Annotated in this window: 20 protein-coding genes and 1 tRNA gene; 5 read left to right on the top strand and 16 right to left on the bottom strand. The window is 70.7% G+C overall.

Features of this window, described 5'->3' with window-relative positions; genetic code table 11:
- The coding region (locus tag VNM44_RS02945; protein WP_325622433.1) for a GIY-YIG nuclease family protein at positions 1-494 on the bottom strand (494 nt) is incomplete at its 3' end.
- Between the two features lie 22 nt (positions 495-516).
- Here VNM44_RS02945 and VNM44_RS02940 point away from each other — a divergent pair.
- The gene (locus tag VNM44_RS02940; RefSeq protein WP_325622431.1) at positions 517-1,974 is read left to right on the top strand and encodes a hypothetical protein; all 1,458 of its coding nucleotides are present in this window, start codon (positions 517-519) and stop codon (positions 1,972-1,974) included.
- A gap of 1 nt (position 1,975) precedes the next feature.
- Here the strand turns inward: VNM44_RS02940 and VNM44_RS02935 are convergent, their stop codons facing one another.
- Positions 1,976-2,542, bottom strand: a complete 567-nt coding sequence (locus VNM44_RS02935; RefSeq protein WP_325622429.1) for a dihydrofolate reductase family protein — start codon at positions 2,540-2,542, stop codon at positions 1,976-1,978.
- 43 nt (positions 2,543-2,585) lie between these two features.
- Between VNM44_RS02935 and VNM44_RS02930 the strand changes: the two genes are divergently transcribed.
- Positions 2,586-3,371 (top strand): chlorite dismutase family protein, encoded by a 786-nt coding sequence (locus VNM44_RS02930; RefSeq protein WP_325622427.1) that lies wholly within the window; start codon positions 2,586-2,588, stop codon positions 3,369-3,371.
- 6 nt (positions 3,372-3,377) lie between these two features.
- Here VNM44_RS02930 and VNM44_RS02925 read toward each other — a convergent pair whose 3' ends face one another.
- From VNM44_RS02925 to VNM44_RS02915, 3 genes are read right to left on the bottom strand one after another with little or no spacing between them, the layout of a single operon-like run.
- On the bottom strand, positions 3,378-3,746 hold the full coding sequence (locus tag VNM44_RS02925; RefSeq protein WP_325622425.1) for a hypothetical protein: 369 nt from the start codon (positions 3,744-3,746) through the stop codon (positions 3,378-3,380).
- Positions 3,743-4,102: a hypothetical protein gene (locus VNM44_RS02920; RefSeq protein ID WP_325622423.1), complete on the bottom strand. Its 360-nt coding sequence runs from the start codon at positions 4,100-4,102 to the stop codon at positions 3,743-3,745. Before VNM44_RS02920 ends, VNM44_RS02925 begins: the two co-directional genes overlap by 4 nt.
- A gap of 34 nt (positions 4,103-4,136) precedes the next feature.
- Positions 4,137-4,463, bottom strand: a complete 327-nt coding sequence (locus VNM44_RS02915) for a hypothetical protein (protein WP_325622421.1) — start codon at positions 4,461-4,463, stop codon at positions 4,137-4,139.
- A 218-nt stretch (positions 4,464-4,681) separates the two neighbouring features.
- Here VNM44_RS02915 and bcp point away from each other — a divergent pair, with 218 nt between their 5' ends.
- From bcp to VNM44_RS02900, 3 genes are all read left to right on the top strand, one after another.
- Positions 4,682-5,146 carry a thioredoxin-dependent thiol peroxidase gene (gene bcp / locus VNM44_RS02910; protein ID WP_325622419.1) on the top strand — a complete coding sequence of 155 codons (465 nt, stop codon included), beginning with the start codon at positions 4,682-4,684 and terminating at the stop codon, positions 5,144-5,146.
- Between the two features lie 125 nt (positions 5,147-5,271).
- Positions 5,272-5,355, top strand: a tRNA-Leu gene (locus VNM44_RS02905).
- A 50-nt stretch (positions 5,356-5,405) separates the two neighbouring features.
- Complete coding sequence (locus VNM44_RS02900; protein WP_325622417.1) at positions 5,406-7,796, top strand: S8 family peptidase; 2,391 nt, start codon at positions 5,406-5,408, stop codon at positions 7,794-7,796.
- 18 nt (positions 7,797-7,814) lie between these two features.
- Here the strand turns inward: VNM44_RS02900 and VNM44_RS02895 are convergent, their stop codons facing one another.
- The 11 genes from VNM44_RS02895 to VNM44_RS02845 form a co-directional block, all read right to left on the bottom strand.
- Positions 7,815-8,045 (bottom strand): hypothetical protein, encoded by a 231-nt coding sequence (locus VNM44_RS02895; protein WP_325622416.1) that lies wholly within the window; start codon positions 8,043-8,045, stop codon positions 7,815-7,817.
- A 10-nt stretch (positions 8,046-8,055) separates the two neighbouring features.
- A complete protein-coding gene (locus VNM44_RS02890) occupies positions 8,056-8,694 on the bottom strand; it encodes a DNA-3-methyladenine glycosylase I (protein ID WP_325622414.1) in 639 nt (212 codons plus the stop codon).
- A gap of 88 nt (positions 8,695-8,782) precedes the next feature.
- Positions 8,783-9,922, bottom strand: a complete 1,140-nt coding sequence (locus tag VNM44_RS02885; RefSeq protein WP_325622412.1) for a M24 family metallopeptidase — start codon at positions 9,920-9,922, stop codon at positions 8,783-8,785.
- Complete coding sequence (locus VNM44_RS02880; protein ID WP_325622410.1) at positions 9,904-10,830, bottom strand: 2-dehydropantoate 2-reductase; 927 nt, start codon at positions 10,828-10,830, stop codon at positions 9,904-9,906. The genes VNM44_RS02885 and VNM44_RS02880 overlap by 19 nt, the downstream gene beginning before the upstream one ends.
- Positions 10,827-11,846 (bottom strand): branched-chain amino acid ABC transporter permease, encoded by a 1,020-nt coding sequence (locus tag VNM44_RS02875; RefSeq protein ID WP_325622408.1) that lies wholly within the window; start codon positions 11,844-11,846, stop codon positions 10,827-10,829. Before VNM44_RS02875 ends, VNM44_RS02880 begins: the two co-directional genes overlap by 4 nt.
- The gene (locus VNM44_RS02870; protein WP_325622406.1) at positions 11,843-12,787 is read right to left on the bottom strand and encodes a branched-chain amino acid ABC transporter permease; all 945 of its coding nucleotides are present in this window, start codon (positions 12,785-12,787) and stop codon (positions 11,843-11,845) included. The genes VNM44_RS02875 and VNM44_RS02870 overlap by 4 nt, the downstream gene beginning before the upstream one ends.
- The gene (locus VNM44_RS02865; RefSeq protein WP_325622404.1) at positions 12,784-13,497 is read right to left on the bottom strand and encodes an ABC transporter ATP-binding protein; all 714 of its coding nucleotides are present in this window, start codon (positions 13,495-13,497) and stop codon (positions 12,784-12,786) included. The genes VNM44_RS02870 and VNM44_RS02865 overlap by 4 nt, the downstream gene beginning before the upstream one ends.
- Positions 13,494-14,270: an ABC transporter ATP-binding protein gene (locus tag VNM44_RS02860; RefSeq protein WP_325622435.1), complete on the bottom strand. Its 777-nt coding sequence runs from the start codon at positions 14,268-14,270 to the stop codon at positions 13,494-13,496. Before VNM44_RS02860 ends, VNM44_RS02865 begins: the two co-directional genes overlap by 4 nt.
- 14 nt (positions 14,271-14,284) lie before the next feature.
- Positions 14,285-15,469, bottom strand: a complete 1,185-nt coding sequence (locus VNM44_RS02855; protein WP_325622402.1) for an ABC transporter substrate-binding protein — start codon at positions 15,467-15,469, stop codon at positions 14,285-14,287.
- Between the two features lie 73 nt (positions 15,470-15,542).
- Complete coding sequence (locus tag VNM44_RS02850) at positions 15,543-16,445, bottom strand: 2-dehydropantoate 2-reductase (RefSeq protein WP_325622400.1); 903 nt, start codon at positions 16,443-16,445, stop codon at positions 15,543-15,545.
- 14 nt (positions 16,446-16,459) lie between these two features.
- Positions 16,460-17,545, bottom strand: coding sequence for an LLM class flavin-dependent oxidoreductase (locus VNM44_RS02845; protein ID WP_325622398.1), 1,086 nt, complete (start codon positions 17,543-17,545; stop codon positions 16,460-16,462).
- Positions 17,546-17,606 lie beyond the last annotated feature (61 nt).

The following is a 17,606-nucleotide window of genomic DNA, read 5'->3' as shown; positions in this document are numbered from 1 at the left end:
CCGGAGTGCCGTCCCGGCTTCGGGCCCTCACAGGGGCGAAACTGGAAGACGCGGTTCAGGACGTCCAGGGTCTCGCGCACCTTCTTCGCATTGGCGTACGGCCCGAAGTAGACGTTGCCGCGCCGGTGCCGCTCGCGCGTGAACATCACGCGGGGATACGGGTCGGAGACCGTCACGGCGATGTACGGGAACGACTTGTCGTCGCGCAGGCGCACGTTGAACGGCGGCCGGTGGCGCTTGACGAGGTTCTGCTCGAGGTGGAGTGCCTCCGCCTCGCTCTGCGTGACGATCACCTCGAGCGAGCGGATCCGGTTCACCAGCTGGCCGATCCCGGCGCGCGTGTCGCCGCCGCGGTTCCAGTAGCTGCGGACACGGGCCCGGAGCGACTTCGCCTTGCCGACGTAGAGGATCTCGTCGCGCTCGTCGCGAAAGAGGTAGACGCCCGGGCCCGTCGGCAGCCGCTTCAGCTGGCTCCGAACGGAATCTTCACCCACGCGAGCTAGCGTACCCCCACTCTTGCGGCGAACCCTCGTCATCGCTCTCGGCTCGTTGGGTGCCTGGCTGGCGCTCGCCGTGCCCGCGCACGCCGGCGGCCCGTCGATGATCCTCGGCGCCGCGGAGGACGCGGTGCGCGCCCCCGATCTCGTCACGACGAAGGCGAAGATGACCGAGCTGCGCCTCGCGGGCTTCACTGCGGTGCGCGTGACGTCGAACTGGCGGCCTGGACTCACCGCTCCGACGTCGGGCGAGCTTGGCGTCTTGCGCAACATCGAGGCGGCGGCCCGCCTGTCGGGCGTCAAGGTGCTCGTCTCCGTCTATTCGCCGGGCTCGGCGACGACTCCCCTCGATCCGGCAGCGCAGTCGCAGTTCGCGCAGTACGCCGCCGCACTCGCACGGGCGCTCCCGAGCTTCGACGACATCATCGTGGGCAACGAGCCGAATCTGAACCGCTTCTGGCTGCCGCAGTTCGGTCCCGACGGCTCGAACGCCTCGGCGCCCGCCTACCTCTCGCTCCTCGCGCAGACCTACGACGCGCTCAAGGCGGTCGACCCCGCACTCAGGGTGTGGGGCGGCGCACTGGCTCCGCGCGGCTCCGACCGGCCGGAGGGGATCAGGCCGACCTCGTCGCCGACAGCGTTCATCCAGGCGATGGGCACGGCCTACCGGGCCAGTGGCCGGACGCTTCCGGTCATGGACGGGCTGGCGTTCCACCCCTATCCCGACAACTCCTCGCAGAGCCCGGACTTCCCCCATCCCCGATCGACGTCGATCGGCCTCGCCGACTACGGGAAGCTCGTCTCGCTGCTCGCGACCGCGTTCGACGGCACGGCGCAACCCGGCTCGACCCTGCCGATCCTCTACGACGAGTTCGGGATCGAGTCGACGATCCCCGCGGGGAAGGCGAGTCTCTACACGGGGACGGAACCGGCGACGACGAAGCCGGTGGACGAGTACCAGCAGGCCGCGTCGTACGACGTCGGCCTGCAACTCGCCTTCTGCCAGCCGACGGTCGCCGGCGTGCTCCTCTTCCACTCGCAGGACGAGACCGCGCTCTTGAGCTGGCAGTCCGGCGTCTACTACGCCGACGGAACGCCGAAAGCGAGCTTCTCCGCGGTGCAGGATTCGCTCGACCGGACGCGCGGCGGCTCGATCACCCGCTGCGACGGCCTCTCGCTCGACGTCGGTCTCACGAACGTCCGCTTCCCCGGGCCACGGCAGTTCACGGACGGGATGCGCGACACGCGCTTCCGCTGCACGCTCGACTGCGCGTGGGAGCTCCGCGCAACCCGGACGACGACGGGCGCCGTCGCGGCGAGGGTTCGTGGCTTCGCCCGGTACGGGCGCACGACGGTCGCCTCGCTCGCGGGCCGGAAGCTGGGCGCCGCACCCCTGCGCCTCTCGCTCACGGTCACTCAGGCGGTGAATCCCGGCGCCTCGGCCACCCGCGAGAGCGGCGAGCTGCGGCCGCGCTGACTCAGGGCGCAGTGACGGAGTAGACGAGCAGCACCTGCTGCCCGTCCTGGCGCGCCGACTCGAGCCGGATGCGCTTCGAGGTCAGGCGACGGGGAAGCAACGGCGCCCCCGCACCGAGGAACACGGGCTGCATGCCAAGGAGGATCTCGTCGAGGAGGCCCGCGTCGGCGAAGGAGCCGACGAGCTCTCCGCCGCCGACGAGCCATACGTTGCGGCCGTCCGCCGCGTCCATCATCTCGGCGTGCACGGGCGCGACGTCACCCTCCACGAAGCGGATGTCCGCGCCCGGGACCGTGGCCAGCTTGCGATGCGTGAAGACCCACGTCGGCGTCGACCCGTACCACTCCGCCCACTTCTCGGGGCGCTCGTCCAGCCGCTCGTGGGCATACACCCATTCGTAGGTCGTCGCGCCCATCGCCATCGCCCCGACCGCGGCGAAGAACGCCTTGAAGCCCTCGGCTCCGCTGCCGCCGTTGCGCGGCACCTCGAACAGCCAGTCGAGCGAGTTGTCGGCGTCTGCGATGAACCCGTCGACGGTCGTCGCCGTGTAGTACTGCGTCTTCGCCACTTACCCATCTTGCCTCAACGCCCGCGCGTACCATTCGAGGCGCATGGGCGAGCGCCAGTACGAGCGGATCGAGGGCTCCGGTGTGGGCCAGTACGTGGGCTACCGGTTCTTCCGGGTCGACCCGGCCTGGCGTCGCCTCCCGATCGAGGAACGGGCCGCGGGCAAGGATGCGTTCGCAGAGGTCGTCGAGGAGCTCGCGGGCCGGATGGAGGGTCTGCGCGCCTATTCGACGACCGGCGTTCGGCCCGAGGCCGACTTCTTCCTCTGGTCGATCACCGAGCGCTACGACGACCTGCTCGAGCTCGGCTCCGCGCTGAACGGGACGCCCCTCGCGGGCTGGCTCGAGACGCCGTACTCGTACCTCGGCACGACGAAGCCCTCGGTCTACACGGACAAGAAGCGCGTCCGCCAGGGCCGCGTGGCGCCGCGGAACGCGCCGTACCTCGTCGTCTACCCGTTCGTGAAGCGCCGTCCCTGGTACTTCCTGAGCTTCGAGGAACGGGCCGCCGCGATGCGCGAGCACGCGGAGGTCGGCGGGAAGTTCGTCACCGTCACGAACCACACCACGTACTCGTTCGGGATCGACGACCAGGAGTTCATCCCGGCCTTCGAGACCGAGGAGCCGGCCGACTTCATGCACCTGATGATGACCCTGCGCGAGACCGAGGCTTCTCGCTGGACGGAGCGCGACACGCCCATCTTCGTCGGCAAGCTCGTCGACGTCCGTACCGCGCTCGACGCCCTGGACGGAGCCGTCACGGAGCTTCCGAGCGCGGAGACGCTCTACACCGCCCCGGACGGGACCCGCTACCCCGCGCCGGCCAGGTAGCGCGAGTCAGCCGTACCGGTGCTCTCTGCGCCAGACGCGCCAGACAGCCCACCCGCAGCACGCGATCACGCCGAAGAAGGCGAGCGCGTCCGCGCCGGACGGACCGAGGCCGATCAGCGCCCCGATCGCGACGACGGCGAGAACGATCGCGCCGTAGAACGTGCGGCGCGAGAGATCGCTCCACATCTCGATGTCGGAGCGGCGCTCGCGCCAGAGGAGGAAGAGGAAGAACGCGATCGCCAGGAAGAACGCGATCCGCATCAACGCGCCCGCGGTGATGAGGGCGTTCTCGAGCGACAGCGCGACGATCGCCGCGGAGACGATCGCGACCAGCGCCAGGCCGCGGACGAACCGGTTCTCCCAGAGGCTTCTCAAGCGGGGCCCGTCATGTACGCGCGGATGGCGAGCGCTCCCGCGACGCCGGTCGTCGCGGCGAACCAGAGCAGACGCCTCGGGCCCGACTCGGGGGCGTAGAACCACGGCACGAGGGCGGCACCGAGCGCCATCGTCCCGTACGCGTAGTGAAGCTCGTCGCCCGCACGGTGGTCGTCGGCGAGGAGCAGGAGGCCGATCGCGACCTGCGCGACGAGCAACGTCTGCGCGAGGGACAGGAGGTGCGTCGTCATTCTCCCCGCGCCGCGGCCGCGCCAGTAGAGGTAGCCGCCGGTGAATGCCGCGCCCGCGCAGACCGCGATCACGGCCAGGCCCAGCCACGGATGGATCCCCGCCACGCGGCGAGGGTAGCGCAGCGCCCGCACGCGGGGCTCACGGCGTGTGGTCCTGGACGTACTTCTTGCACTCGGCCTCGCTGGTGAACTGGGCGTAGTTCTTCCAGCGACCCTGTTCGCAGTCCTCGAGCGTCGTCGGATAGGACAGCGATGGCGAGGGGGGAGGTGCGAACGGCGCCTGTGGCGAGGGCCCGTCCGTGGCGTCGAAGCGCCCGCGGATCCCGGCGACGAGGAACAGCGCGGCGATCACGCACGCGACGGCGATCGCCGCGATGATCACGGCGTACTCCGCGAGCGTCTGGCCGGACGCCCCGCCGCCTCCGCGTGCCTCAGATGACCGGCGGCGGAACGGGATCCGGCTCATCGGGCGGCTCCGGGTCGGGCGCGGGGAGCGGGTCGGGCGCCGGAATCGGAGGGCTCGGCGAGGGCGGCAACGGGGTCTCGGTCACCATCGGACGTGGATGCCCGGCACCGAGCGGACGCAAACGTCGCGCAGCGCGCCGAATGCAGCACCTGTCGCGGGCGCACGGCTACGCTCGCGTCGGACAGGGGGATATTGCCACTCGACGAACGGAGGCGATCTTGGCAGTCGAAGAGGGAAGCCCGGCACCCGACTTCACGCTCACGTCCGACGCAGGCGACGCCGTCACGCTGTCCTCCCTCAAAGGAACCCCCGTCGTTCTCTACTTCTATCCCAAGGACGATACTCCCGGCTGCACGGCGCAGGCATGCGGGATTCGGGACGCATGGACGGAGTTCGAAGCGGCCGGGGCAGTCGTGCTCGGCGTCAGCCCCGACGGCGAGGCGTCCCACGCGAAGTTCAAGGAGAAGTACGGGCTGCCGTTCGCGCTCCTCGCCGACACCGACCACGAGGTCGCCGAGGAATACGGCGTCTGGGGCGAGAAGTCCTACGCGGGCAAGACGTACATGGGCGTCAACCGCTCGACGTTCGTCATCGGCCCCGACGGCAACGTCGCGAAGGCTTTCTACGACGTGAAGCCTGCCGAGCACGCCGACCAGGTGCTCGAGGCGCTCGGGAGCGGCTAGCCAGACCGGCGATCCGGGCCTCGTGGTACGCGATCCGCTCGGCGAGGACCTGCGGTTCCCGGGCAATTGTCGAGACGTCGAATCGAGCCGTGGCCGAGACGGCCCCGGCTACACTGGTCGTCCCCGCGGATGTGGCGGAATTGGTAGACGCGCACGGTTCAGGTCCGTGTGCCCGTAAGGGCGTGGAGGTTCAAGTCCTCTCATCCGCATAGCGCAGGCCGCCGCCGACTCCGGGCGCCGTCCCGCGTCTCAATCACCGGTGACGCGCGCGCTCTCCTTCCTCGCCGTTCTCGCTCTCGGGGCGGGCCTCGCGCTGCTCGTGACCGCCGGTGGCAGTCCTCGGCCGCCCGTCTCCGCGACGCAGGTCGTCGTGGAGCTCACCGCGCCGCCCCTGGCGCGGGCGCACGGGCCGGCGGCGGTACGGCGCGTCGAGACCCAGCAACGACGCTTCGTCACCGCGCTCCGCCGGTCGGTGCCGAGCGCGTCCGTGCACTGGCGCTACCGGCTCGTCGCGAACGGCGTCGCGGTCGTCCTCCCGGCCGCGGATGTCCCGCGACTCGGCCGGCTGCCGGGCGTGCGACAGGTGTTCGGCAACGCGACGTACCACGTCCTCGCGGGGCCCGACGCGGCGACGATCCGCGCCCGTGAGCTCACCGGCTCGCAGCTGCCGAACGCCGGTGCGGGGATCAAGATCGGGATCATCGACGACGGCGTCGACCAGCGGCATCCGTTCTTCGACCCCGCCGGGTACACGATGCCGGAGGGCTTCCCGAAGGGCCAGGCCGCGTACACGACCGCCAAGGTGATCGTCGCCCGCGCCTTTGCGCCCCCCAGGGCGACGTGGAAGTACGCCGGCCGGCCGTTCGACCCCGAGGAGTCCGGTCATGCGACCCACGTCGCCGGGATCGCGGCAGGCAACGCGAACACCCTCGCGAACGGCCTGCGCATCAGCGGCATCGCGCCACGCGCCTATATCGGCAACTACAAGGCGCTGACGATCCCGACGGACTCCGGGCTCGGGCTCAACGGCAACGCGCCCGAGATCGTCGCTGCGATCGAGGCCGCGGTCGCGGACGGCATGGACGTGATCAACCTCTCGCTCGGCGAGCCCGAGGTCGAGCCGTCGCGCGACCTCGTCGCGCTGGCGCTCGACGCGGCGGCGGCCGCGGGCGTGGTCCCCGTCGTTGCGGCCGGGAACGACTTCGACGACTTCGGGCGCGGCTCGCTCGGGTCGCCCGGGAGCGCCGCGGCGGCCATCACGGTCGGCGCCACGACCTCCGGCGACTCTCCGTCGATGGCGAGCTTCTCCTCGGCCGGGCCGACACCGATCTCGTTGCGGTTGAAGCCCGACGTCGTCGCACCCGGTACGTCGATTCTCTCGTCCCGCCCGGGCGGCTGGCAGCTCTCGTCGGGCACGAGCATGGCGGCGCCGCACGTCTCCGGCGCGGTCGCGCTGCTGCTGCAACGGCACCCCGGCTGGACTCCCGCCCAGGTCAAGGCGGCGCTGACTGCCACGGCCCGGCCGCTCACGTCGAGTGACGGCGGGGTCGGCCCCACCCGCGCCGGCGCAGGCCTCGTCGACGTCGCAGCGGCGGACGAGCCGCTCCTCCGCGCGATGCCCACAGGCGTCTCGTTCGGCCTCGTGACCGCCGGGACGACCGTCACCCGGATGGTGACGATCGAGGATGCGGGCGGCGGCCCCGCGCCGTGGGCGACGTCGGTCGAGTTGGACAGCGCACCGGGCGGCGCGCACGTCGTCGTCGGGCCCACCGTGAGCGCGCCCGGAAGCCTGACGCTGACGTTCTCCGCAGGCCAGGACGACGGCGAGATGTCCGGGGACGTGCTCCTGCGGCGCGACGGCGTCACGCGCCGCGTCCCCTTCTGGGGCCGGATCACGACGCCGAAGCTCGACGCGAGCGGCGCACGCACACTGCTCCGTCCCGGCGTCTACGCCGGCGACACGCGCGGGCGGCGGTCGCTCGTCGACGTCTACCGCTACCCGGAGGTGCCCCGCGGCGGGCCGGTGTCCGCGACGCTCGCGGGCCCCGAGCAGGTCTTCCGTGTGCGCGTCGGCCCGGGCGTCGCGAACTTCGGAGTCGTCGTCGTCCAGCGCGGGCCCGGATCACGCGTGGAGCCGCGCGTCGTGCGCGGCGGTGACGAGAACAGGCTCACGGGGTACGCCGCGCTCCCGCTCGACCAGAACCCGTACGTCGAGGAGTTCGGCAGCGCCGTCCCCGCTGCGGGGGCGCTTCGGCCGGCACCGGGGGTCTACGACATCGTGTTCGACAGCCCGACCGCCGACGGAGCGGGGACGTTCCGCTTCCGGTTCTGGACGAACGACGTCGCGCCCCCGAAGGCGGCGATCGTGCGCCGGACGGTGCGAAGGGGCGAGCCGATTCGCTTGCGCGTCTCCGACCCCGGGTCGGGAATCGACGTCCGGTCGGTCGAGGCGACGCTGGACGGCAAGGCGACGCGCGCGCGACTCGTCGGCTCGGAGATTCGCATCCCGACGGCCGCGGTCGGCACGGGGCGGCACCGCCTCCAGGTCAGCCTCGCGGACTACCAGGAGACGCGGAACAACGAGAACGTGACGCGCATCCTCCCCAACACCCGGACCGTCACCGCGCAGGTGACCGTGAGATCCGGCTGATGATCGGTGCCACGAGATCTAGGGCCGCTTCGAGCGGGGCTCTTCGATCGTCGGCAGCGCGTCGAGGTCGCGCTGGACGCTCTCGACGAAGTCGTCGTCCTCCGTTACGACGCGCAGCCTGGCCTTGCGCCGCTCGCGGTCACGGCGGCGCCGTGCGTCGGCGCCCACGACGCCGGAGACCCTCGGCCATTCCGCGGCGACGACCACCAGGACGCCGAGGGCGAGCAGGACGATCCACGGCCAGCTCACGGCATCGATTCTACGCCACGGGACGGGTCAAGGAGGCACGGGCGTCGTCGACCCGCCGCCGGGCGATGCAGCCCTCGAGATGGTCGTTGACGAGGCCCATCGCCTGCATGAACGCGTACACGGTCGTCGGTCCGACGAACGTCCAGCCACGCCGCTTGAGCTCTCTCGCGAGCGACCGCGACGCGTCGGTCTGCGTGAGCTCGAAGAGGGCCTCGCGCGTCATGCGGCGCGGCCTGGCGGCCGCGTCCGGCTCGAATCGCCAGACGAACGCCGCGAGCGAGCCCTGCTCCTCCACGATGTCGAGCGCGCGCCGCGCGTTCGAGATCGTCGACTCGATCTTCCCCCGGTGCCGCACGATCGAGGCGTCGCCGAGGAGCCGTTCGACGTCGCGCGGGCCGAAGCGAGCGACGCGCGTGAAGTCGAACCCCGCGAATGCCCGCCGGAACGCTTCGCGCTTGCGGAGGATCGTGAGCCACGAGAGCCCCGCCTGGAACCCCTCGAGCGAGAGCTTCTCGAACAGGCGCACGTCGTCGGTGACGGGCATGCCCCACTCGTCGTCGTGGTAGGCGCGGTACGCGAGGTCTCCGTCGCCCCACCAGCAGCGCGTGACGCCGTCCTCGCTCCGGACGAGGCCTTCAGCGAGGCTCATTCGACCAGCAGGGTGTGTTCCCGGAGGGGACTGACGCCTCGTGAGCGTCGCGGGGGACACCCCCTCGGGGCCAGTCCCCGTGGAGGCCTCATCTGACGACGATCTCCATCGGGAGGTCGGCGAGCGGCACGCCGCCCTCCTCGGTGACGAGCCACGTGTCCTGCATGTAGAGGCAGTCTTCCCCGTTCGCCGCGATCGCGTGCGGATGCATCGAGAGCACCATGTTCGCGCGAAGCTCGGTTTCGACGCCCTCCCCCACCTTCGGGAACTCGATCATCGTCATCCCGATCGAGTGCCCCGTGACATGGCCGAGGTGGTAGCCGCGCTCGGAGAAACCCTTCGACACGGCGGTGTGCACGTCGTGGCACGTCGCGCCGGCCCGCATCGCGCCCTTCGCCGCCTCGTAGTACTCGACGTATGCCTCGGCCATCGCCTTCGTGTCGTCCGAGAGCGGCGCGCCCTCGGCGGCGATCGCGCGCGAGACCTCGACCCAGTGCATCCCCGGCCCCGCGACCTCGAGCGACGGGAGAACGAAGTCGCCGAGCACCTCCTCCTTCCGCGCGATCTTGAACTCGGGGAGCGCGACGCCCGAGCGGCCGGGAGCGGTGAGCACCATGTTCATCGTCAGCCGCCCGCAGCCCTCGGAGATGAAGTACTCCTCCGCCGCCGCCATCACCTCGGCCGCCGTGCGTCCGGGTGCATACGCGTCTGCCCAGACCTCGAACCCGCGCCGGTTGATCCTCACCGAGTCGCGGACGCTCACGAGCTCCGCCTCGCTCTTCACCGCGCGCGCGAGGTCGAACTCGACGTCGAAGGGGACGATGTCGAAGGCGTCGAGCTCGCGGTAGTCGCGGACGGTCATCACGTAGTCGAGGCCGTAGACCCCGATGCGCTGCCAGCCGGCGTCGCGCGCATACGCCGCGATCGCCGCCCCCGGGTGCGGGTCGAACCGCTGCTCGAGGAGCGCGGTGCCGTGCTCGCCGACGTAGCGCGCCTCGGACGGGAAGACGACGAACGGGTCGCCGTCCGCCGGGACGACGACGTAGGCGTACCGGTGCACGATCTGGAATCCCGAGAGGTACGTGACGGCGCCTTCGAAGCCCGAGTACTCGCTTCCGGCGACGATCAGCCCGTCGAGCTCGGCGGCGGCCATCGCCTCGCGGACGTTGGCGTAGCGGCGGTCGAGCTCGGCCCGGAGAAGGCTGCGGTCTAGGACTGTTGGTGCCACGAGGCTTCTACCCCCTTGATCAGCGCGGTGATGGTGTCGTGGAGCGGCGTCGGCACGCCGAGCTCGCGGCCGAAGCGCGCGATGCCGCCGTTCAGGTAGTCGATCTCGGTCGGCCGCCGGGCCTCGACGTCCTGGAGCATCGACGCCTTGTGGCCGTAGGCGACGTCGGGGCGCGCCGCGTGGTCGATCAGCTCCTCGGGGTCGGCGTCGAGCGTGATGCCCTGCGCCGCCGCGACGGCTGTGCCCTCGTCGACGAGCCCGGAGACGAGCGCCCGGAGGTCGGGACGCTCGCACACGCGGCCGTGCGTGAGCCCCGTGAGGGCGCCCATCGGGTTGGTGGCCGCATTGAAGATCACCTTGCGCCACTGGCCGGGGCGCGCATCCGCGACGGCCGTCGCCGGCATGCCCGCCCGCGTGCAGGCGTCGGCCAGCGGCTCGATCGCCTCGAGCGGGATCGGGCGCGGCTCGAACGGACCGAAGGTCGTGTCGCCCTTGACGTCCCACTGCACGACTCCGGGCTCGAGCAGCTTGCCGGCCGGGAAGGTCGTGCCGCGAATCACGCGCTCGACGTGCTCGGCGAGGGTCTCCTCGTTGCCGACGCCGTTCATCACGGTGGCGACGGCACCGTCGGCGAACGCATGCGCCGTCGCCGAGATCGCCGAGGCGGCGTGCATCGCCTTCGTCGCGACGATTCCGAAATCGCACGGTGGGAGCTCCTCCGGGGCGCTCGTCGCGGTCGGCTGTCCGACCACCGAGCCCGCTCCGACGAGTTGCAGTCCGTTCTTTTTGATAGCGTCTACATGCGCCTTGTTCAGGTCGAACGCCCAGACCTCGACGTCCGCGAGGGTCGCGAGGTTCGCGGCGAACAGCGAGCCGACCGCACCACACCCGACCACGCAGATCCTCATGCGGCACCCTCCTTTGCGGATCGCGGTCGCAGGAGCCGTCCCAGGCTGACCTCGCGGCCGCGGGTGATGCCGTCGGGCCGGAGGATGAGGACGAGCGCCATCAGCGCGCCGACGACGATGGTGCGGCTCCCCGCGGGAAGATCGACGCCGCCGAGCCCGTTCTCGGCCTCGGCCAGCAGGGAGTCGAGCCCCGATACGGCGAGCGCGCCGACGACGGCGCCCCAGAGGCTCGTCATCCCGCCGATGACGAGCATCGCGAGCGTGATGAACGTCAGGTCGAGGTAGACGGCGTCGACGTTGATCGGGAGAAAGTGGACGTAGAGCCCGCCGGCGAACCCGGCAAGCGCGCCGGACACTGCGAATGCGATCAGCCGCTGCCGGTAGACCGAGATGCCGACCGCGCGCGCTGCCGGAGCGTCGTCGCGTGCGGCACGGAGCTGGCGCCCGAAGCGGCTGACCTGGTACGTGAAGGCGACGACGATCGCGACCACGGCGCCGATCGCAGCCTGCTGGAGGTCGGTGGTCTCCGGCACGGACGAGAAGACGTTGAGACCCGGCCCGATCTTCTCGTAGTAGCGAAGGATGTTGTTCGTGATCTCGAGCACCGCGAACGTCGCGATCCCGGCCGCGAGGCCGGAGAGCCGCATGAGCGGCAGCCCCGCGACGAGCGCGAAGACGCCTCCCACGAGGGCGGCGAGCAGGAGCGACGGGATGTTCCCGACCGTCGTGTCCCCGAGAAAGCCGAAGAGTGACGGCATCGTCGCCGGCTTCTCCTCGACCGGAACCGAGAGCACCCCCGCCGTCCAGGCACCGACCGCAACGAAGCTCATGTGCCCGAACGAGAGGACGCCCGAGTTGCCGACGAACACGTAGAGCGCGACGACCATCGACACCGACACGAGGGCGTTGATGAAGTAGATCTCGGTCGAGCGGTCGAAGAAGGTGCCGATGACGCCCGTGGCGACGACGAGCGCGATCGGAAACGCGAGCGGCACCGTCGTGCGCGCGCGTCTCATACCCGCTCCACGGGCCCGCCGCCGCGGGTGAAGAGGCCGCCCGGCCGGACGAGCAGCGTGAGGATGACGAGCCCGAAGAGGAAGGACGGCAGGTACTGGCTTTGCTCGGTCGGCAGCGCACCGCCGAGCAGTCCGGAGGCGTAGCCGATCGCGAACCCGCCGAGGGTCGCGGACAGAAGCCGGTTCATACCGCCCACGACGACGCCCGCGAGCACGACGATCGTCTCGCGCAGCGCGAAGGTCGACGTGACGAGTGGCTGCTGCACGGTGAGCATCACCGCCACGATCGCGGCGAGGACACCCGAGAGGAAGACCGCCGACGCGATCACGCGGTTGGCGCGGACGCCGAGCAGCCGGGCGGTCTGGAAGTCCATCGCCGCAGCGCGCATCTGGAGGCCGACCGTCGTCCGCTCGAGGAACAGCACGAGCGCCAGCAGGCAGACCGCGGCGGTGACGATCGCGACGACGGTGATCTTCCTGACGTCGGTGCCGAAGATCACCCATGGCAGGTTGAGTCGCGCGAGCGACGCGGCGGGCTCGCCCAGGGTGTCGTCGCGCTGGTCGATGACGAGTGCGATCGCCTGCAGGAGGAACGCCACCGCAAACGTCGCGACGAGCATCGTCGCCGCCGACTGCGTCCGGAGCGGCCGGAAGACGATGCGCTCCATCGCCATCGAGAGCGCGATCACGACCGCGAAGCAGAGGACGATGCCCGCCCACACCGGCCAGTCCTGGTTGGAGGCGAACGCCAGCGCGAACGCGCCGGCCATCACGAGCTGCCCGTACGCGAAGTTGACGAGCCGCAGGACTCCGAAGACGAGCCCGATCCCGACGGCCATCAAGGCGTAGATCGCGCCGATCCCGATCGCGTCGACCTGCACCTGCGGCTCCACCGCGGCGCGCAGGAAGTCGGTCAGCCCGCTGGCGACGACACCGGTCACGACAGGTATGCGTGGATCATGCGCTCGGTGTCGGCGGCGTCCTCGGGTGTCAGCGTGAGGCGAATCTGGCCGTTCGCGAGGACGAGAGACCGGTTCGCGAGCGCGACCGTCCGCTGCGCGCGCTGCTCGACGAGGAGGACGGCGAGGCCCTGGTCGCGGATCGCCGCAAGGGCGTCGAACACCGCGTCGGTGACGGTCGGCGAGAGCCCGAGCGACGGCTCGTCGAGCAGCAGGACGTCGGGCGCCGAGACGAGCGCTCGGGCGATCGCGAGCTGTTGCTGCTGTCCTCCGGAGAGCGTCCCCGCCTGGCGCGAGCGGAATTCGCGGACGACGGGGAAGAGCTCCGACACCCGCTCGAGGTCCTCCGCCGCTCTCTCCGCCGAGCGTCGCGCGCTGAGCCCGAGCCGAAGGTTCTCGTCGACCGTCAGCTCTCCGAAGATCCGCCGCCCCTCGGGGACGAGCGCGATGCCGCTGCGCGCGATCACCTCGGGCGAGCGTCCGTGGAGCGACCGCTCTCCGAGGTGGAGGTCGCCCGCCGCGGCCCGGACGAGGCCCATGATCGCGTGGAGCGTCGAGGACTTTCCCGCGCCGTTCGGGCCGATCAGCCCGACGATCTCTCCCGGCGCGACCTCGAACGAGACGCCGCGGACCGCCGCGACGGATCCGTAGCGCACCTCGAGGTCGGAGACGACGAGAGACGGGCCGCTCACGACGGATCCTCGTGGACGGCGCTCTCGCCGAGGTAGGCGGCCGCGACGTCGAGATTGGCCTGGATCTCGGCCGGCGTGCCCGCCGCGATCGTTCTCCCCTGATCGAGAACCTCGATCCGGTCGCACACGTCCATGATCAGCGCCATGTTGTGGTCGATCAGGAGCACGCCCGCACCGTGGTCGTCGCGGACGGAGCGGACGACGGCCGCGAACTCGGGCACCTCGGCTTCCGGAAGCCCCGCGGCGGGCTCGTCCATGAGCACGAAACTCGGTCGCGTCGCGAGCGCACGAGCCACACCGAGCCGCCGCTCGTGGCCGTGCGCGAGCGACGCGGCGGGCGCCTCGGCGTCGCCTTCGAGACCGAGGAGCTCGAGCAGCTCGTCTGCCGTGCCACGAGCCTCGGCCGGGGACGCGCCGGCACCGAGCGCCGCCACCTCGACGTTCTCGCGGACCGAGAGGGAGCGGAACGGATGGCTGTGCTGGAACGTCCTCGCGAGCCCGTGACGGCCGCGCCTGCTCGCGCTCCACCTCGTGACATCCCTCCCCTGCAGCTCGACCGTCCCGGAGCTCGGCCGGTCGAAGCCCGTGAGAAGGTTCACGAGCGTCGACTTGCCGGCGCCGTTCGGCCCGATGAGCCCGACGACCTCGTGCCGGTGCAGCTCGAGGGAGACCTCCCGGACCGCGGCGACGCCGTCGAACGAACGGGAAAGCGCGGCGGCCCGGAGTGTGCCTCCGGGCCGCCGCCTCTCCTGCGGCTGCTCCTCCGCGCCGATCGTCGCCGTCCCGGTCAGATCTTCGGGACGACCTTCGCGGTGACGGCGCCGATGCGCTTGCCCTTGTTGTCCTGGATCTGCATCACGCGGTACTGCCGGCCGAACACGGTGTGCAGGGTGGGCGAGAAGCTGACGAGGCCCGAGAGCGTCGGGACCTTCTTGAACTTCTCCATCGTCGCCGCGAGCCGGGCGCCGTTCGTCGAGCCGCCCGAGCGGCGGATCGCGGTGGCGACACCGTCGATCGCGGCCGAGCCCGTCACGAACCCTCCGGTTCCGGCCTTGAGCGTCTTGGCGAGCTGGTTGATCGCCGGCACGGGGTCGTCGCCGAAGATCGAGGCGAAGGTGACGAAGTAGTAGTTCGTCACCTGCGGCTCCTTCGTGACCCAGTAGACCCCGTCACCCGCCCACGAGTTGAGCACGGGCGTGTTGTTCCCGAGCGTCCGCAGCCCCGAGATCATCTGCGGGAGCGCACCGAACGCGCCCGCCGTCGCGGTGACGATGACGTCGGCCTTCTTGCCGTTCAGGCGCGTGACGGCGTTCGTGATGTTCGTCGAGCCGAGCGACTGGTACGTCTCCTCGTCGACGATCTTGCCGCCGAGCTGCGTGTACCGGGCCTTGAACGCCTTGACGACGTCCTTGAAGTACACGATCACGGTGTCGGTCGCGAGGCTCGCCGACTTCCACCCCTTGCTCCACGCGTACTGCGCCATCGCCGAGCCCTCGTCCTGCGCGACGTTGCCGAACGAGAACGCGAGCTTGCCCTTCGCCCCGAAGCGCTTCGGTCCCATCTGGTCGGTGCCGATGCACGGCGCGACCGCGAGAACGCCCCGGTTGATGGCCTCCTGGACGACGGGTGCCGCGAAGTCGACGTCGCACGTCGTGAAGATGACGTTCGCTCCCTGCGAGAGCAGCTTCGCTGCGCACGCGCGGGCGATCGCGGGCTTGTTGCCCTGGGTGTTACAGGTCGCGATCCGCAGCGGACGGCCGTTGACGCCGCCCTTCGCGTTGACCTGCTTGACGCGGATCTGCGCCGCCGCGAGCGCGGGCCCGTCGAACGGCGCCATCGCGCCGTTGCCGTCGTATGCCCACCCGATCACGATCGGGGCCCTCGCCGCAGACGCGGTCGCGGCGACCACCGCCACGACCACGGCGAGCGTCGCGACCAACGCCGCGAACGCTCCTGTCTTCCTCGGTGTCATCACGCCTCCTGGTGCGCTTGACGGGATTTTCCGGCGTGCGTCACAGGCCGAAGCCCGTCACCCACACTGCTGTCTACTGCCACGACTCCTCCTTGGCCTTGACGAGGCGGTACAGCGCCGTGTGCAGGGGCACCGGCACTCCGTGCCTGCCGGCCTCGCGGACGAGCGAGCCGGTGATGAGGTCGATCTCGGTCGGCCTGTGTAGTTCGACGTCTTCCAGCATCGACGGATAGTGGGCGGAGCCCCGCTGCGTCGCGAGGACGTTCATCTCCCACGGGTCCTCGTACAGCTCGATGCCGGCCGCCTCGGCGACCGCCTTGCCCTCGTCGACGAGGTCGTGGACGAGGTGCCCCAGGTCGGTCTCCTCGTCCTCGGCGGCGAAGTGCGGGTCGTGACGCAGCCCGGTGAGCGCCGCCACCGAGTTGACGGTCGCGTTGAAGATGAGCTTCGACCACTGCGCCGGACGGAGATCGGCGAAGACCTCCGCCTTCAGGCCCGAGCTCGAGATCAGCTCGCCCGCCTCCTCGACGCGCTCCAGCGGCATCTCCTCGTACGGCCCCATCCACGTGGCGGTGTCGAGGATGTACTCGACCTCGGTGTCGGAGTGCTTCGTGCCCGACATGAACGTCACCGCGGAGACGAGCGGCCACTCGCCGTGGGCCCGGACGACCTCCTCGGCGCCGAGCCCGTTGAGGGTCGTCATCAGCGTCGCGTCGGGAAACCGCCCCTCGAGCGAGGCGGCGGCCTCCTCGAGGCCGTGCGCCTTCGTCGCGATGATCCCGAGATCGAACGGCTCGAGCTCGTCCGCGTTGGCGGTCGCGGTGACCTCGGCGTGGAGGTCGCTACGACCCGTCACCCGCAGGCCGTCGCGGTTGAGCGCGTCCGCATGGTCGCGGCGTCGGGTCAGGACCGAGACGTCGGCCACCTGCGCGAGGTGGCCGGCGAACAGGCTCCCGATCACCCCCGCTCCGATCACGCAGACACGTTGGATCACGCCACCTGCGCGACGCCGGCCGACTTCGAGGCCCTGACCCGCGGCATCACCGCGGCCGCGAACAGCTCCTGGTTCTTGATCGCCATCCAGTGCGGCGCGCCGCCTGCGTTGACCGTGATCCCGATCTCGGTGATGCCGGGACAGATCTCGCGCGTCTCCTCGATCCGATCGACGATCTCGTCCGGTGTCCCGACCCAGACGTAGTCCTCCTCGACGAGCTGCTCGAAGGGCACCTCGGCGAGCTGCTCCATGATCCCCGACGCGTAGAAGCCGTAGCCGGCGGCATTCAGGGCGTCGGTGTCCGGCTTCTCGTGCTCGAGGAGCGGCGAGCTGTTCCCGTAGATGAACTTCGTCGTCCAGTCGCGCGCCTCGCGCATCGCCGTGTCGCGGTCCTCGTCGAGATGACAGGCGTGGATCCAGACGATGTCGGGCTCGTTGCCGTGCTCGGCGCACTTCGCGCGGTAGAGGTCCATCTGCGCCTCGAGCGCCTTGTACGGCAGGAGCGGCGGCACCGCGACGCCCCAGCCGTGCTCCGCGGCGAGCTCGTAGGTGCGGTCGGAGGTGCCGCCGAGGAAGATCCGGAAGCTCCGCTTCGGGAACGGGACGACGTGCGAGTCGGCGACCTCGTAGTACTCGCCCGAGAACGAGAAGCGCTCGTTGCCGAGCGCCGTGAAGAGCAGGTCGACGGCCTCCTCGTACTTCGGCCGCGCGTGCTCGTCGAGCGCCGCGCCCGCCTTCTCGGGGATCCAGCCGTGGCCGCGGCCGACGCCCCACTCGTAGCGGCCGCCGGTGAGAATGTCAGTGACGGCGATCTCCGAGGCCAGCACCATCGGGTTGTGGTACGGCAGGACGTGGAGCATCGTCCGGAAGTTGATGCTCTTCGTCCGCTGCGCGGCGGCGGCGAACAGCGCGGTCGGGTGCGCGGAGACCGAGAACTTTGGGAAGAAGAAGTGCTCGATCGAGGCGTAGCAGTCGTAGCCGAGCCGGTCGGCGTTCTCGATCTGCTCGAGCACCTCGGCGTACAGCTGCTCCGGCGTCTTCCCGCCGTGAAGCTGCATCTCGGTGTACAGACTGAACCGCATCGACCGAGATGCAGCTTCACGGCGGGAAGACGCCGGAGCAGCTGTACGCCGAGGTGCTCGA

Origin of the sequence: Gaiella sp., assembly GCF_035558935.1 — a bacterium.
In the GTDB taxonomy this organism is placed as follows: Bacteria; Actinomycetota; Thermoleophilia; order Gaiellales; family Gaiellaceae; genus Gaiella.
The sequence above is the reverse complement of the archived record's forward strand: the minus strand, read 5'-3'. Positions and strand labels throughout refer to the sequence as shown.